Here is a 16,492-nt window from a genome sequence, read left to right as displayed (position 1 = left end):
GCGCCGAACCCACGCCCTGCACGGGAGAAATCAGAATGAGCCACCTGGCCCCCGGTTGCAACGGATGGTCCGCGGCGCGATTGTTCCGCCTCTCTGACGCCCGGTCCTGATCGACGCTCGTCTTGTCGGTTTTCGGCTGCGGTTTATTGAAAATCCCGGCTGCGCGCATCGAGCGCACCGAGCAGTGCCGAGTGATCGACCAGGCGTTGTGCGAGCAGGTGCACGACTTTGCCGTCGCGGCGAATCTGTCCGAACACGCCGAGCAGGCGCGCGCCGAGCACTTCGCGCCGCTGCCGTTCGACGAGCGCCGCCTGCACGATGACGTTCGCGAGACCCGTCTCGTCCTCGACGGTGAGAAACAGCGTGCCTTTGGCCGTGCTGGGGCGCTGACGGCATGTCACGAGGCCGGCGATGCGCGCGAGCTTGCGGTCCGGGCAATCGCGGATTTCGGCCGCGGTCACGAAGCGCAGGGTCGTGAGCGTTGCGCGCAGCAGCGCCAGCGGATGGCGGCCGAGCGTGAAACCGAGCCGCGCGTAGTCGGCAACCAGTTCCTGGGCCTCGGATGGCGCCACGAGCTCGGCGCGCGGCTCCGCGATGCGCGCGCCGCGCAGCACGCCTTCGGGCGCGTGGCCGGCTGCGGCCTGCCACAATGCCTGGCGCCGATGGCCGGCAAGACGCTCGAGCGCACCGGCCACCGCGAGCCGCTTGAGCGCGGCCGCGTCGAGGCGCGCGCGCAGCGCAAGCTCGTCGACGTCCGGAAAGGGGCGTTCGGCGCGCGCGGCGACAATCCGCATCGCGGCCTCGCGGCCGAACCCCTTGACCAGCCGCAACCCGAGCCGTACTGCGGGAGCGGCGCTGGGCGATGCGTCCGGCAGCGCCTCGAGCGTGCAGTCCCAGTCGCTCGCGGTCACTTCCGCGCCGAGCACGACGACGCCGTGGCGCCGCGCGTCCTGGATCAGCTGCGACGGCGCGTAAAAACCCATCGGCTGGCTGTTCAGCAGCCCGCACAGGAACGCGGCCGGCTCGAAGCACTTCAACCACGCCGAGCAATACACGAGCAGCGCGAAGCTCGCGGCATGTGACTCGGGAAAGCCGTAGCTGCCGAAGCCTTCGATCTGGTCGCACAGCCGCTCGGCGAACTCGGCGTGGTAGCCGCGCGCCGCCATGCCCGCGAGGAGTTTCGCACGGTAGCGCTCGAGCTCGCCGTGGCGACGGAATGCGCCCATCGCGCGGCGCAGCTGGTCGGCCTCGCCCGGCGTGAAACCCGCCGCGACGACCGCGAGCTGCATGACCTGCTCCTGGAAGATCGGCACGCCGAGCGTGCGTTCGAGCACCCGGCGCACGCCGTCGGGCTGCGGTTGGGAGGTGGGATCCGCGTCCGCGTTCAGGCGTTGCGGGAGCGGATACGAAACCGGCTCGTCGCGTTCGATCCGCGCGCGCGCCTCGAGGTACGGGTGGACCATGCCGCCCTGGATCGGGCCGGGGCGCACGATCGCGACCTGCACGACGAGATCGTAGAAGCGCGCCGGCTTCAGGCGCGGCAGCATCGTCATCTGTGCGCGCGATTCGATCTGGAACACGCCGATCGAATCGGCTTCCGATAGCATCCGATAGACCTCGGGCGCCTCGCGCGGAATGTCGGCAAGGGTGAACGGGCGGGCGCGCCACGTCGAGACCAGCGCAAGGCTGCGCCGCAGCGCCGACAGCATCCCGAGCGCGAGCACATCGATCTTCAGCAGCCCCAACGCGTCAAGGTCGTCCTTGTCCCACTGGATCACGGTGCGCTCGGGCATCGCCGCGTTTTCGACCGGCACGAGCTCGTCGAGCCGGCCGCGCGCGATGACGAAACCGCCGACATGCTGCGACAGATGGCGCGGAAAGCCGACGAGCGCTTCGGTCAGCGTCACCAGGCGCTGCACGCCGGGGCTCGCCGGATCGAAACCGGCTTCTCGCAACCGGTCGGGCAGAATGCGTCCGGCATCGAACCAGAAGCGGTCGCGCGCAAGCCGTTCGAGCTGGCCGAGCGGCAGCCCGAGCGCGCGCCCGACGTCGCGCAGCGCGCTGCGCGCGCGGTAGCGGATCACGGTGGCGGCGAGCGCGGCGCGTTCGCGCCCGTACTTCCGATAGACGTACTGGATGACTTCCTCGCGCCGCTCGTGCTCGAAATCGACGTCGATGTCGGGCGGCTCGTCGCGCTCTTTCGAGATGAAGCGCTCGACGAGCATGATGCCGAGTTCGGGATCGACTTCGGTGATGCCGAGCGCCCAACAGACGACCGAGTTCGCCGCCGAACCGCGCCCTTGGCACAGGATGCCGCGGCCGCGCGCAAAGCGCACGAGATCCTCGACGGTCAGAAAGTACGCTTCGAAGCCGAGCTCGGCGATCAGCGCAAGCTCGTGCTCGACCTGCGCGCGCACTTTCGGCGGCGCGGGGTCGTCCTGCGGGCGGCCGTAGCGCCAGCGCAGCCCGTCCTCGACGAGGCGTCGCAGCCAGCTTGCAGGCGTCTCGCCGTCGGGCACGAGCTCGGCCGGATATTCGTAGCGCAGTTCGTCGAGCCGAAAATGGCAGCGCGAAGCGATCCGCAGCGTCTCGGCGAGAAGTTCGGCCGGGTAGCGGCGCGCGAGCACGGCGCGCTCGTGCAGCGCGCGCTCGGCGTTCGGCGCAAGCGCCCGGCCCGCTTCGGCGATCGTGACCCGCAGCCGCAGCGCCGCCAGCACGTCGGCGAGCGCCCGACGAGACGGGTCGTGCATCAGCGCCCCGGTCGCCGCGACCGGGGGCAGGCCGGCGGCCGAAGCAATTGCCAGTAACGCCTCGAGCCGGCGCCCATCGTCCGGCCCGCAGGCGAGCTCAACCGCAAGCCACACGGCGTCCGGAAATCGTTCGCCGACCCAGCGCGCGTCGGCAACGAGCGCCTCGCGATCGAGGACGCCGTCGTCGGGCGGCACGACCAGCGCCAGACAGCCGGGGATCCCGCGATCGAGATCGGCGCGAGTCAGCTGGTAACGGCCTTTTGTCGCCGCGCGCCGGCCGATCGTGATCAATCGCGCGAGTCGCCCGTACGCGGCACGGTCGGTCGCGAGCAGCACGATGCGCAGCCCGTCGGCCAGCCGCAGCTCGCTGCCGATCACGAGCTTCAGCGGCCGCGCGAGGCGCCGCGACTGTTGATGCGCGCGCACGACGCCCGCGAGCGAGCACTCATCGGTGATCGCGAGCGCCGTGTAGCCGGCCTCGGCCGCGCCCGGCGCGTTCGGGACGATGATCGGCAACGGGCAGCACCGTATGCACCGCGTCCCTGCCGAGCCGCGCGCGCAGTCGATCGAGCAGGCGCAGCGCGGCCTCGCGCGCCGCATCGCTTTCGCCGTCGAACAGATCCGGCGTGCACGCCGGCAGTGCGACCGGCGCGTCGGCCGTCAGGCGCAGCGCCTCGACTGGCGCCGGCAGCGTGAGCGCGGCCAGATGCTCGCACGCGAGCTGCACAAAGCGCGCCGCATCGCGCTGCGGACGGCCGGTGACGATTTCGACGACGGTCGCGGGCGCGCGGTCGTGTTCGAGATGCAGCCGGCAGCAATCGAGCCCGGCCCGACGCGCGGCCAGCCATGCGGCGAGGTTCGAGAAGAGCCGCCCCGCGGCAAAGCGCAACGGTTCGGTGTGCGCGACGCTTGCCGGCAGCACGAGGCGCGAGGCGAAGCGCTCGGCAGGGACGAAGCGCGGGCGCGGATCGGGGTCGCGGCCGCGGGCGCGTGCAACGGTGTCGGTGACGACGCTTGCGTCGCGGCGTGCGAGCCCGTCACGCGGCACGCGGGGGAGCTCGCCGATGCGGCGCACGCCGACGCCACGCAGCAGCTCGAGCGTGGCAGCGGGCACGGGCGCCCCATCGGCGAGCAGTTCAATCGGCAGCGCATCGAGCGCGTGCGCCCAGCCCTCCGAGGGGCGGACGAGCGTGCCCGGGCGCGCCCGCGCGAGCCAGCGTGCCGCCAGCGGCGTCGGCGCGGCGGCAAGCGTCGTGGTTAGGCCGAGCGGCAGCGCGGCTTTCGCGATGCGCTGCGCAAGCGCGTCGATGCCGCCGAACAGCCGCAGGCTCGCGCTCGCTTCGAGCAGCACTGCATCGGGCGGATCGAGGCTCACACACGGCGTGAAGCGTCCGGCCCACGTCGCAAGCTCGGCCAGCGTCGCCGTTTCAAGCGCCGGATCGCGCTCGCGCAAGGCCAGCTCGGGCACCACCACCAGCGCGCCGGCGACCCCTTGGTGCCGTTCGACGCCGCGCACGCGGGCGGCCGCTGTCGCGGCGACGATTGTGGCGCGCGGCTGCGGCTCGACGACCGCCAAGAGGCCCGCGTCCTCGACGCCGCGGGTGAAGACCTGCAGCGGCAGATCGGGCAGGATCAGCGCAAACCAGAGCATCGACGGGCCGCTCGGGAAGGGAAAGCGGCGGGCCGCTCGGGAAGGATGAGCCGAAGCGGCCACGCGAGCGGCGGGCCGCGCCGTTTGACGATCTCGAGCACCAAGGCGTCGGGCGCGGGCTGCAATCGCAGTCGTAGGCTCGCAGGCGACGCCTGCTGCGCGGCGCCGCCCGGGCGAAACACGAACAGCGACGTCGCGGACGCTTCGGCGGCGAGCTGCAGGCGCCGCAGCGCGGCGCTCTGGGCGTTCGGCAGCCACGCGACCACGACCGAGCAGCCGCCCGACGCGACCGCCTGCCGGATCGTCCATAAGGTTGTGGCCGGATCGGACGACGTGAGCAGCAACAATCGGTCGAGCCGCACTCCGGCCGCGGCGAGCGCCGGCGCGTATGGCAGATGGGGCGGCGCGATCCACGCGATCCAGCGCTCGGGGGCGGCTGCGCGCAGCGCCGGCAGCAGCAGCGCGAGCTCTCCGATGCCGAACGCGTCAATGAGGAGCTCGATCAGCGCGCCGCGCGGCCAGCCGCCGCCCGGGAGCTGCGCGTCGAGCGCGGCAAAGCCCGTCGGTACCCCCGCTTCGGCCGGCCGGGCAAGCCGGTCGGCCGGCCAGAGGAGACCGGGCGGCAACCCGGCGAGCGTCGCGAGGGGGGAGGTCGACATCGCTTCGCGTGTTGGGCCGGGATGCAGGGAGTCGTCACCGCGAGCCGTTGCGCACGAGGCCGACGGCGATGCCTTCGATGTCGAGCGCTTGATGACGAGTGTCGACGACGATCGGTTCGAAGTCCGGATTGGCGGGCAGCAGGCGCACGATCGGCCCTTCGCGGGTGAAGGTCTTCACGGTGACCTCATCCTCGAGGCGGGCGACGACGACCTGGCCGGCGCGCACTTGCGGCGTGCGATGCACCGCGAGCAGGTCGCCGTCGATGATTCCGGCGTCGCGCATGCTCATGCCGCGCACGCGCAGCAGGTAGTCGGCGCGTGGCGAGAACAGCGCGGAGTCGATCTGGTAGCGGGCTTCGATGTGCTCGACCGCAAGCATCGGCCGGCCGGCCGCGACATGCCCGACCAACGGCAGCCCCAGCGCCTCGACGAGCCGGATGCCCCGCGCGCGACCTTCCTCGAGGACGATCGCGCCTTTCGCGGCGAGCGTGCGCAGATGGGTTTCGGCCGCGTTCGGCGAGCGAAAGCCGAACGCAGTGCAGATTTCTGCGCGGGTCGGCGGTCGTCCTTCGGACTCCACGGTGTGGCGAATGAAGTCGAGAATCTCGGCCTGGCGAGCGGTGAGGGAGTCAGCGCGAGAAATCATGGGCGTCGGCGGAAGGACGGGAGGTTGAATGAGTGATTCGACGGGCGTCAGCCCATCAAGATGACTGTATATTTATACACATCATAGCGCGTGTTTTGGGCATGAGCTACCTCCAGACAGGAATGCGTTATTCACCCGGCAAGTGCAGGCGCAGTCTAGTCTTCCATTGAACTGGGGTAAGACGTGCCCCCCGCGTAGGTGTGGCGATCGCCCCGTTGGCGCCAGAGCGGAGCGCGGGTTTTTCCGGGCTAAAATGGTCGGATCAACCGAGACTCGACCATGGCCAACGTATCCCTCTTCATCGGCGGCATCCGGCCGCTGCCCGAGTCGGGGCGTCCGACCGGCATGTACAAATCGCAGGTGAGCAGCGCCGAAGTGGCGCGCGAGGGATTTGTCGGCGACCAGCAAGCCGATCGCAGGGTTCACGGCGGTCCTGACAAGGCGGTGCATTTCTATCCCGCTCGCCATTATGAACAGCTGGCTGCCCGCTTCGCCGAAGCCAGGGAGAGCCTGCGTCCGGGGGCGCTGGGCGAAAATCTCTCCTCTCTCGAACTGGACGAGCGTGACGTTCGCATCGGAGACGTCTGGAGCCTGGGAACGGTTCGGCTGCAGGTGTGCCAGCCGCGCACTCCATGCTGGAAAATCGACGAACGTTTCGGCTGCGAAGGGATTGCGGCTTTCATTGCCGAACGCCTCCTGACGGGATGGTACTGGCGCGTGCTCGAACCGGGCCGAGTGTCACCGGGCGACACGCTCGACCTGACGACTCCGGCCTTCGACGCACCGACGCTGAGTGAGGCAATGCTGCTGTGGCAGGAACACCGTCCGTCCCTCCCGCATCTCGAACGACTCGCCCAGACGCCCAGCCTCGCGGCAAACTGGCGCGACAAGATCAACCAGCGGCTGGCGTGGCTGAGGCGCGCGGCGGCAGAGTAGTCGCATCGGCGGGACGCCACCCGGGGCCGGCCTATTTCACTTCAGACATTAGGATGAAGCAGGAGACTTCGCTCGTAAGTAGTCGATGACTCGCACGCCGCCGCGCTTTCCCTTCCGCCCGAGGTATCTGCGTCTCATGCACGGTAGGAGCTGGGTGCATCCGGATACAATTCGGGCGCTTGTTTTTAATCGAATCGAATTCCATGCGCGGTCCGCCCGCTGCGCCGCGCGCGCGGTGCCTATGTCTTGACATCGAAACCGCCCGCCAGGACCGCATGGTCCTGCGCGAGCTGGGCGCCTTTCGTCCCGATCTCGATGCACGGCTGCGGCTTTCGGGCAAGGCACCGGATCTGGTGCGTCGACTCGACGCCCTGACCGAAGGGGCCGCCTTCGTGCTCGGCCACAACGTCGTCGCCTTCGACCAACCTGCGCTGGCGGCGCTGCATCCCGAGCTTGGGCTGCACCGCCTGCCGCTCATCGATACGCTCGAACTCTCGCCGGTCGCCTTCCCGCAGAACCCCTATCACCGGCTGGTGAAGGACTACAAGCTGTGCACGACGACGCGCAACGACCCGGTGCGCGACGCGGAGCTCGCCTACGAGCTGTTCAATGACCAGAACGAGGCCCTGCAGCAACGCGTCGCCGAGCACCCGGACGAGGCGCTGTGCCTGCATTACCTGCTGGCACCGGAGAACGGCAAGGGCGTGGCGAACTTCTTCGCAACCCTCCGGCGCGCGCTACGACCGTCGTTGGCGGAGGCCGCCGCGGCATGGCAGCGGGCGACAGACGGCAAGGGCTGCATCACCGGGCAGCGCTGGATCATCGAACACTGCCTGCCCGATCCCGCGTGGCACAAGCCGCTTGCATACGCCCTCGCGTGGCTGCGCGTCGCAGGCGGCAATTCCGTGCTGCCGCCGTGGGTGAGCCACAGTTTCCCCAAGGCGCGCGAAGCGATCGCGACGCTGCGCGACGTGCCTTGCCCCGACCCCGCCTGCGCGTGGTGCCGCGAGCAGCACGACCTCGAAACGCTGTTGCCGCGCTACTTCCCGGGCATCACGCGTTTTCGCAGCACGCCGACGACCGCGGAGGGGCGCTCACTGCAGCAGGCCATCGTCGAGAACGGTTTCGCGGGCCGGCCGACGCTCGCGATCCTGCCCACGGGTGGCGGCAAGTCGCTGTGTTTCCAGCTGCCGGCGCTGGCTCGCTACTACCGCAACAGCAGCCTGACAGTCGTGATCTCGCCGCTGCAGTCGTTGATGAAGGACCAGGTCGACAATCTGGAGGCGCGCGGCATCACGTGCGCGGGCTACCTCAACAGCCTGCTCAACCCGATGGAGCGGCGGGTGATGCTCGACAAGCTGCGCCTGGGGGACCTCGGGCTCATCTTCGTCGCCCCGGAGCAGTTCCGCAGCACCGCCTTCGCCAATGCGCTGATGCATCGCGAGATCGGCGCCTGGGTGTTCGACGAGGCGCACTGCCTGTCGAAGTGGGGGCACGACTTCCGTCCCGACTACCTCTATGTGTCGCGCTTCATCAAGGCGCGCCAGAAGGACAAGCCCTCGCCGGTGTTCGGCTTCACCGCGACTGCCAAGCCGGACGTGGTCGACGACATCTGCCAGCACTTCGAGAAGCGCCTCGGTGTCGTGCTCGACCGGCTCGAAGGCGGGGTGAGTCGCGAGAACCTCATCTATGAGGTCCGCTCGGTGCCGGCTGCCGCCAAGTACGCTGAGACTCTGCGTCTGCTGCAGGACGCCCTGCGCGAGGAAGGTGGCGCGATCGTGTTCTGCGCGCGGCAGAAGACGGTCGAGGAGGTCGCGCAATTCCTGAAGGACGCCGGCCTCGACTGTGGTTATTTCCACGGCGGCATGCTGCCCGCCGACAAGCGCGCGGTGCAGGAAGCCTTCCTTGCCGGCACGTTGCGCGTCATCGCTGCAACCAACGCTTTCGGCATGGGCGTCGATAAGCCCGACGTGCGCCTAGTGATCCACCTCGACACGCCCGGCTCGCTGGAGAACTACCTGCAGGAAGCGGGCCGCGCGGGGCGTGACCAGGCGGCTGCGCGCTGCATCCTGCTCTACGACGACGCCGACCTCGACGTCCAGTTCCGCCTGCTGAAAAACTCGCGGCTCACGCAGCACGACATCGGCGCCATCCTGAAGGCGCTGCGCGCGATCGAGCGCAAGGACCGCACCGAGGGCGAGGTCGTGGTGACGAGCGGCGAGATCCTGCTCGAAATCCCCGACGCGCACCGCATCGATCCGGACGCGAGCGATGCCGACACCAAGGTGCGCATCGCCGTCGCGTGGCTTGAGGAAGCACGCCTGCTCGAACGCCACGAGAATCACACCCGCGTCTTCCCCGGCAGCCTGCTGGTCGCGAACGAGGAGGAGGCGCGGGCGCTTCTGAGGAAGAAGCTGGGGCCGGACGCCGATATCGAGCCCTACGTGCGCATCTTGTCGATCCTGATTCAGGCTGACGATGACCAAGGCCTATCGACTGACGAGCTGATGCTCGCGACCGGTAAGGATTCGCGCACGCTGCAGCACATGCTGCGCGAACTCGACCGCTGGAAGCTGCTGTCGAATGACACCGAGATCGGGGTCACCTTCTATCGCGATCCCGACACGGCGCAGCGCCTCGACGAACTCGCACGCATCGAAGATGCCCTGCTCAAGAACCTGCGCGAAGAGGCGCCCGACGCCGACCAGGAAGGCTGGCAGATCTTGAATGTGCGCCGGTTGTGCGACACGTTGCGGCGGAGCCTGTCAGAAATTTTGTGTGTGAGGCATAACATGTCAGCAAGGAGCATGTATGCCAAGCAAGACGAGCAAGAAGCAACCGGCGGCGCTGCCCAACATTCCGAAAGAACTGATTGACCAGTTCGTCGGCGGTCCAATGAGCGCCGAGGCGGTCAACGCGGCCGCGATGGCGTTCAAGAAGGCGCTGATCGAACGGGCACTCGGCGCCGAACTCAGTCATCACCTCGGCTACCTGCCGGGCGCTGACAAGCCGGTCGAGAGCAGCAATCACCGCAACGGCGCGAGCGGCAAGACGGTGCTTACCGAAGACGGGCCGCTGCGGATCGAAGTGCCGCGTGACCGCGCCGGCAGTTTCGAGCCGGTGCTCATCCCGAAGCACGAGCGGCGTTTTACCGGCTTCGACGACAAGATCGTCGCCATGTATGCGCGCGGAATGACGATCCGCGAGATCCAGGGATTTCTGGGCGAGCAATACGGCACCGACGTGTCGCCCGAGTTCATCAGCTCGGTCACCGATGCCGTGATGGGTGAAGTCACTGCCTGGCAATCCCGCCCGTTGGAGCCGATGTACCCGGTGGTGTTTTTCGATGCCCTTCGGGTCAAGATCCGCGAGGACGCCGTGGTCCGCAACAAGGCGATCTACCTGGCGCTCGGGGTGCTGCCCGACGGCACACGCGACATCCTGGGGCTGTGGATCGAGAACACCGAGGGCGCAAAATTCTGGATGAAGGTCTTCAATGACCTCAAGACGCGCGGCGTGACCGACATCCTGATTGCGGTCACCGACGGCCTGAAGGGCATGCCCGAAGCGCTGGAGGCGGTGTTTCCGGCGACCACGCTGCAAACCTGCATCGTGCATCTGATCCGCAACAGCCTCGACTACGCGAGTTGGAAAGATCGCAAGGCGCTGGCGGCGGCAATCCGGCCGATCTACACCGCCCCGAGTGCCGAAGCGGCGCTGGCCGAACTCGACGCATTCGCCCAAGGCCCGTGGGGCGAGAAGTTTCCCCCCGTGGCCGCCGCCTGGCGCCGGGCGTGGGATCGGGTGATCCCGTTCTTTGCCTTTCCGTCCCCGATCCGCCGGGTGATTTACACCACCAATGCCATCGAGAGCATCAACGCGCGGCTGCGCAAGATCATCAAGACGCGGGGGCACTTCCCGAGCGACGAGGCGGCAACCAAGCTGATCTGGCTCGCCCTGCGCAACATCACCGCCGACTGGGGACGGGCAGCCAAAGACTGGAAAGAGGCGATGAACCAGTTCGCCATCCTTTACGCCGAGCGCTTTGAAGCAGGCCGGGGCTAAAATGACTACCGACTGTTCCAACGGGGCCGCCTGCAGGCGGCCCCGTTGGAACAGTCTCTTCACGCCTCACACACAGAAATCCTGACACCCCCTTGCGGCGCGACGCGCAGGTCGACTTCGACCCGGACAAGCTCACCCGCCTGCTGAAATCCTTCGCCGAGCCCTTCGGCGATGGCGTCGAACAACGTGGTTTCTTCGCCCTTCGTCCGCAGACCGCGGACAGCCGCTACCTGAAGCTCCTGCGCCCGTGGAAGGACATCGAGACCATCCGCGAACGCCGCATGCGCCTCGCCCGCGCGCTGGTGCAGGAGTTCCAGCGCCGCCGCCAGGGCAACACGCTGCTCGTCACCTGCAAGCAAGGCGAACTCGAAGCCGCGTTGCAGGCCGACACGACGCTCGCTGATCTCGAAATCGACAAATGGGACGTCGCCCTCTCCGCGGCGCTCCTCTACCTCGATGCCAACGAGGTGCTGCATCTGGCGCGCGGCAAGGCAGTGTTTCGTTCCGCGATGAGCATAGCCCTCAACGCCGAGGCGCGCCGCCGCCAGTTCAAGAAGTCCGACTACGCCGAGCTCGCGCTGCACTACAAGGACAAGATCGTCCAGGTGCATGTGATGGCCGAGTACGCCAAGCTCGCGGTGCGCAAGATCCAGGCGGCGATGGCCTTCATCGTCGATTACTTCAGCCTCGACCGCGCCGAGTTCGTGCGCCGCTACTTCGCCGGGCGCAAGGACGTGCTGGAGATGGCGACCACCGAGGCCGCGCACCGGCGCATCCTCACCGATCTCGCCAACCCGGAGCAGCAGGCCATCGTCGCAGCGCCCCTCGAAGGCAACCATCTCGTGCTCGCCGGCCCGGGCGCCGGCAAGACCAAGGTCATCGTGCACCGCGTCGCGTGGCTGCTGCGCGAATGCATGGTGCTGCCCGAAGCGATCATGGTGCTCGCCTACAACCGCTCCGCCGCCAACGAAATCCGTCGCCGCCTGTGGGCGCTCGTCGGCACGGATGCGGCCGGCGTCGCGGTGCAGACACTGCACGGGCTCGCGATGCGGCTCACCGGCACCAGCTACGCCGTGGCGATCGAACGCGGCGAGGCGGTCGACTTCAGCGACGTCATCCGCCAGGCCACCCGCCGCCTGCGCGCCGCCGAGCAGGAGCCGAGCGTGGCTGACGGCGTCGGGCCTTCCATTCTGCGCGACCGCCTCCTCTCCGGCCTCCGCTTCCTGCTCGTCGACGAATACCAGGACATCAACGGCGACCACTACGAGCTCATCAGCGCGGTCGCCGGCCGCACGCTGCAGACCGAGGAAGACCGCGTCTCGCTGATGGTGGTTGGCGACGACGATCAGAACATCTACGCCTTCGACGGCGCAAGCGTGCGCTTCATCCGCCAGTTCGAAACCGACTACGCCGCGCGCCGCTATGCGTTGATCGAGAACTACCGCTCGACCAAGCACATCATCCACTGCGCCAACCGCGTCATCGAACGCGCCCGCGAGCGCATGAAGGGCGGACAGGCGATCCGCGTGAACCATGCCCGCCGCGACCAGCCCGACGGCGGCGAGCATGCCGCGCTCGATCCGCTCACCGAAGGTCGCGTGAATGTGCTCGAAGTGCCGCGCAACCCGCAGCAGGAAGCGCAGGTCGCGCTCGACGAATTGCAGCGCCTCCACGATCTGCTGACGCATGGCGCAACCGGCGCAGCAGGCCAATGGGGCCGCTTCGCCGTAATCGCCCGCCGCTGGGAAGACCTCGAACCGATGGCCGCCCTGTGCCGCGTGCGCGGCATCCCGGTCCGCATGCAACGCGACGCCGGTCAGGTCAGCCTGCACCAGACGCGCGAAGGCAACGCACTCGTCACGCTCCTGCGCGGCCAGCGCAGCAACGCCCGCCGTCGCCGCGTGCTGGTGCGCGCCGGCGTCCTGTCACACTGGTTCCGCCGCCGCTTCCACGCCCCGCCCAACGGCCTCAACGAACACCCCTACCGTGCCGCGCTCGCGCAGTTCATCGTCGATGCCGAATCCGCCGCCCCGGGCCGCGAGCTCGTCGTCGACGACCTCATCGAGTCCCTGTACGACTTCGGCGCCATCGGCAAACCCACCGTCGACGCCCGCCCCAACGCGCCGCTGGTCCTCATGACTGCGCACCGCGCCAAGGGGCTGGAATTCGACCACGTGCTGATCCTCGACGGCGGTGGCTGGCAGGGACGTGGGGATGACGAGCGGCGCTTGTTCTATGTCGCGATGACGCGGGCGCGGAAGTCGCTGACGCTGTGCGAGGCGGTTGGCGGGCAGCATCCGTTCGTGCGCGATCTGGACGGGCTGGTGCTGCGCTCGCGGCCGGAGGCGTTGCCCCCGGAGCCGGGTGTCGCGCATCGGATCTGGTGTGCCGATCCGGAGAAGGTTGTGCTGTCGTGGCCGGGGCGTTTCTCGCCGACGGCGCCGATTCACCGTGCGCTGGCGGCGCTTGATGTTGGTAGCCCGCTGGCACTGCGGCCGCGGAGCGATGGGCGCGCGGGGTGGGAGATCACTGATGCGTCGGGTGTGGCGGTTGGCCGGATGTCGTCGAAGTTTCAGCCGCCGGAGGGGGCGATCCTTGCGGTGCGGGTCGCGGCGGTGCTGGTGCGTGGCGTGAGGGAAGGTGAGGAGGGGCTGCAGTGTCAGTCTTGGGAGTTGGTGCTGCCGGAAATTGAATACGTGCCGGGGTGATGCGGAGAAGGCGAATGGTGTTTCTACCCTAAGCTGGGTGTGCACCTATCCGCAGTTTGTGGTCGTTGAACGGCCCCCCAAAGGGGCCTCCCTCTCCAACGTCTCGCCGGGTAGTCTTGCCCCTGCGCTCATTGTCGGCGGTGAGTAGGCTGGGGTGACGAACCGACGAGTCCACGTCGTCCTGTAACACGCAAGCCAAATTTGCTATGCTTTCAGCCTAATCTATAAGCACTGCTGATCGGTGCGAAATCCAACTGGGTGATTGCGTAAAACGGTTATGACCGACGATGCCACGATCTTCAAGCTGAGATATGTCGGGTTGCGTTTCGACGGCGCGCGGTTACCAGTGGACGTCCTCTCCGATCTTCCGGCATTTCGAGATCTCCTCGCCGCGTTCGCCAAGGACGAGTGGCGCGCGCTAAATGCAGATCGCCAAAGGGTTCCGAAGGGTTTTGACAAGAGCCTTTCGTTTGATCTGGTGTCCATTGAAGAAGGCAGCGCGGTTCCAAGCCTGGATTGGAACAGAGGTACCGCCCAAACTTACCTCCCGGGATTTGCTGACGAACTGTACGACGTCGTCAAGGCGTCATTCCGTGATGTTGTTGATCTTATTGACGGGGCCGGAAACGACCGATTTCCTAAATCTCTGTCATCAGAACACGTTCGCGCACTGAACAAGCTCGGTTCTGGCCTTCGGGAGAGTGAGCGCATCGAATTTTTAGGCACAGCGGGCGCAGACGGAAATGTCATCTACCTCGATACCTACCGCCGTAAGAAGCTGATTACGAGAGTTCGCGAGACTTATCAAGCGAGGTTCGAAGGTACTGGGACTCTTCTCGGCGCAGTGGTAAACGCCGATGCAGCGGGCGGCTATATAGAAGTTCTAACCATTGAACATGGAAACATTCGAATTCAGTTGGACGCCGAACGCGTCGTCAATGAGTTCGATGGAAATATAAATGCGGTTGTTCAGTTTGACCTTCAGATAGAGCTGGATAACGCTGATAGGTTCCGTAGCGTCATAGAAGCTTTTGATGTTGCATTGATTGATCAAGGAATTGGCGAAGAATTGGAGAGGTGCAGAAGTCGATTGTTCGAAATCAAAGGGCTGAGTTGACCTGCCTGGGGATTTTCGGACCACGTGAAACTTGAGAGGATGGCTTCCAACAAGAAGAGGAAGTCATGCGAAAGAGCCGATTCACGGAAGCCCAGATGGTGACGATCCTGCGCGAAGCGGACAAGGCGCCGGTCGCCGAAGTGGCGAAGAAGCACGGAGTGAGCGAGCAGACGATCTACACGTGGCGCAAGCACTTCGGGACGATGGACGCCGACGAGGTCAAGCGGCTGCGCCAGCTCGAACAGGAGAACGCCCGGCTGAAGAAGTTGCTGGCCGAGCGTGACCTCGAGATCGAGGTCATGAAGGAGATCGCGGCAAAAAAATGGTGAGCGCACCCGCCCGTCGCCGACAGGTTGCGTACGCCCGAGGGCGGGGGCTGTCGGAACGCCGGGCGTGTGCGCTGATGTCGGTGGCGCGCTCAGCCATGCGCTATGAGTCGAGAATGCAGCGCAAGGATGCCCCGGCGCTGGCCGCGATGGGCCTGCTGTCGGCCCAATATCCCCGTTATGGCTACCGCCGCATTCAGGTGTTTCTCGAACGTCAGGGATATCCGATGAGCAGCGACCGAGCGTGGCGACTGTGGCGGCAAGCCGGGCTGCAAGTGCCCAGGAAGCGATGCAGGAAGCGGATTGCCGCCTCGCGGCCGCGACCGCGGCCACCGACGGGGGCGCGACAGGTCTGGGCCTATGATTTCGTGTTCGACGCCTGCGCCAACGGACAGCAGCTCAAGTGTCTGACGGTGATCGACGAGTTCACCCGCGAGTGCCTTGCGATCGATGTCGCCGGCTCGATTCGTTCGGGGCGCGTGATCGAGGTGCTGTCGCAACTGGTCACAGTCCACGGCGCACCGAAGGTGCTGCGTTCGGACAACGGGCCGGAATTCGTCTCCAAGGCCCTGTTGAAATGGGCCGCGGGGGAGAATCTCGATCTGGCGCTGATCGATCCGGGCAAGCCGTGGCAGAACGGCACGACGGAGAGCTTCAACGGAAAATTCCGCGACGAGTGCCTGTCGATGGAATGGTTTCGCAACCGCGTCGAAGCCAAGGTCGTCATCGAGCAATGGCGCCGACATTACAATGACGTTCGCCCGCACTCGAGCCTCGGCCGGAGAACTCCGGCAGAGTTCAAGCGCCTGTGTATTTCAACCACCCACCCGGAAGCCGTTCTCCAGGAATGAGTGGTCCGAAGAAATCAGGCAGGTCAGAGTGATGACTGGAATGGCGAGGGCGCTCGAGCTATTCAGGGACCAGCAGTCTGCGCCGCAGAAAGATTCTTGTCGAAGCGTCCATCTCTGTGCGGAGCGTATCGAATATTCCCAACAGAAGAAGGCGGAATCCTTTTTGAATTCGAAATCAATGACTGGGATTTTTCTGTTGCCTTCGCGTCGGATGGTTCTGTAGAGATGTATGGCATACAAATAGACGGAACAGGAGAAATGGATCCAGTGCGTTTCGGGGAAATCGAAGATGATTTCATGAAAGAATTCGACGATCGTGTGGGGCGCCAATGAGCAAGCTAACGAATTCGTCAGAAGTCTTGTTTCGACAGATTCATCCAAATTTCCTTGAGAACGGCGAGCCTTCCAGCGATCGCTTCCGGCCGTCAGAAAAGGACCTCAACAAGCTTTCCGTCGACAGGTCGGCATTGACGACAGCTGCGCAATCCCACGGTCTTTACACTTCCAATGGTCGCGCGTCGGCCGCAGTCTTCGGATTGTCCGTTGGGGAATTCGAAAGTGAAATGATCAGCTGCCACTCTGATCCCGTGGTGGGCACCGATACGGCGGTGGAAAATCCGGCGCACGCATTGGCTGACTATAGTGCGCACACATCTCAGAAACAGAAGTTGATTGCGAAAAAACTCAAAAGGCTTGCAGTTGCGCGAGGCTGTTTGCATCCCTCTGCTCCAAACGAGGCATAGTCCCTTTGCTCTGAGGACCCGGTCTGGAGTGCAGGTGAGA

At 66.3% G+C, this 16,492-nt stretch carries 12 protein-coding genes; 8 read left to right on the top strand and 4 right to left on the bottom strand.

Translation table 11 applies throughout. The features are described 5' to 3' along the window. Window positions 1–143: 143 nt before the first annotated feature. The 4 genes from GO608_RS02865 to lexA are packed head-to-tail and all read right to left on the bottom strand — an operon-like array spanning window position 144 to window position 5,706. Window positions 144–3,266: an error-prone DNA polymerase gene (locus GO608_RS02865; protein WP_247002807.1), complete on the bottom strand. Its 3,123-nt coding sequence runs from the start codon at window positions 3,264–3,266 to the stop codon at window positions 144–146. Then, window positions 3,196–4,401, bottom strand: coding sequence for a Y-family DNA polymerase (locus GO608_RS02860; RefSeq protein ID WP_247002805.1), 1,206 nt, complete (start codon window positions 4,399–4,401; stop codon window positions 3,196–3,198). The genes GO608_RS02865 and GO608_RS02860 overlap by 71 nt, the downstream gene beginning before the upstream one ends. Beyond that, entirely contained in the window at window positions 4,383–5,060 is a 678-nt protein-coding gene (imuA, locus tag GO608_RS02855) for a translesion DNA synthesis-associated protein ImuA (RefSeq protein ID WP_169200496.1), read from the bottom strand. Before imuA ends, GO608_RS02860 begins: the two co-directional genes overlap by 19 nt. 34 nt (window positions 5,061–5,094) lie before the next feature. Next, window positions 5,095–5,706, bottom strand: a complete 612-nt coding sequence (gene lexA / locus GO608_RS02850) for a transcriptional repressor LexA (protein ID WP_169200497.1) — start codon at window positions 5,704–5,706, stop codon at window positions 5,095–5,097. A 279-nt stretch (window positions 5,707–5,985) separates the two neighbouring features. Here lexA and GO608_RS02845 point away from each other — a divergent pair, with 279 nt between their 5' ends. The 8 genes from GO608_RS02845 to GO608_RS02810 all read left to right on the top strand — a co-directional run bounded on the left by GO608_RS02845 (window position 5,986) and on the right by GO608_RS02810 (window position 16,452). Further along, a complete protein-coding gene (locus tag GO608_RS02845; RefSeq protein WP_169200498.1) occupies window positions 5,986–6,642 on the top strand; it encodes an MOSC domain-containing protein in 657 nt (218 codons plus the stop codon). A 203-nt stretch (window positions 6,643–6,845) separates the two neighbouring features. Further along, window positions 6,846–9,518, top strand: a complete 2,673-nt coding sequence (locus tag GO608_RS02840; RefSeq protein WP_247002803.1) for a RecQ family ATP-dependent DNA helicase — start codon at window positions 6,846–6,848, stop codon at window positions 9,516–9,518. After that, complete coding sequence (locus GO608_RS02835) at window positions 9,454–10,707, top strand: IS256 family transposase (RefSeq protein ID WP_169200664.1); 1,254 nt, start codon at window positions 9,454–9,456, stop codon at window positions 10,705–10,707. Before GO608_RS02840 ends, GO608_RS02835 begins: the two co-directional genes overlap by 65 nt. Before the next feature lie 92 nt (window positions 10,708–10,799). Further along, entirely contained in the window at window positions 10,800–13,415 is a 2,616-nt protein-coding gene (locus tag GO608_RS02830) for a UvrD-helicase domain-containing protein (protein WP_247002801.1), read from the top strand. 277 nt (window positions 13,416–13,692) lie between these two features. Next, window positions 13,693–14,532, top strand: coding sequence for a hypothetical protein (locus GO608_RS02825; RefSeq protein ID WP_169200615.1), 840 nt, complete (start codon window positions 13,693–13,695; stop codon window positions 14,530–14,532). A gap of 65 nt (window positions 14,533–14,597) precedes the next feature. After that, window positions 14,598–15,709 (top strand): IS3 family transposase gene (locus tag GO608_RS02820; RefSeq protein ID WP_169200667.1). Its coding sequence is split into 2 segments (ribosomal slippage): window positions 14,598–14,856 and window positions 14,856–15,709, totalling 1,113 coding nucleotides; the frame shifts between segments, so codons are not numbered across the junction. Beyond that, a complete protein-coding gene (locus tag GO608_RS02815; RefSeq protein WP_211159662.1) occupies window positions 15,710–16,042 on the top strand; it encodes a hypothetical protein in 333 nt (110 codons plus the stop codon). Beyond that, complete coding sequence (locus GO608_RS02810; protein ID WP_169200662.1) at window positions 16,039–16,452, top strand: hypothetical protein; 414 nt, start codon at window positions 16,039–16,041, stop codon at window positions 16,450–16,452. The genes GO608_RS02815 and GO608_RS02810 overlap by 4 nt, the downstream gene beginning before the upstream one ends. The last annotated feature ends 40 nt before the right edge of the window (window positions 16,453–16,492 follow it).

The sequence above is a fragment of the Aromatoleum buckelii genome, from assembly GCF_012910785.2.
Taxonomy (GTDB): Bacteria; Pseudomonadota; Gammaproteobacteria; order Burkholderiales; family Rhodocyclaceae; genus Aromatoleum; species Aromatoleum buckelii.
This window is presented reverse-complemented; position numbering and strand designations above follow the sequence as displayed.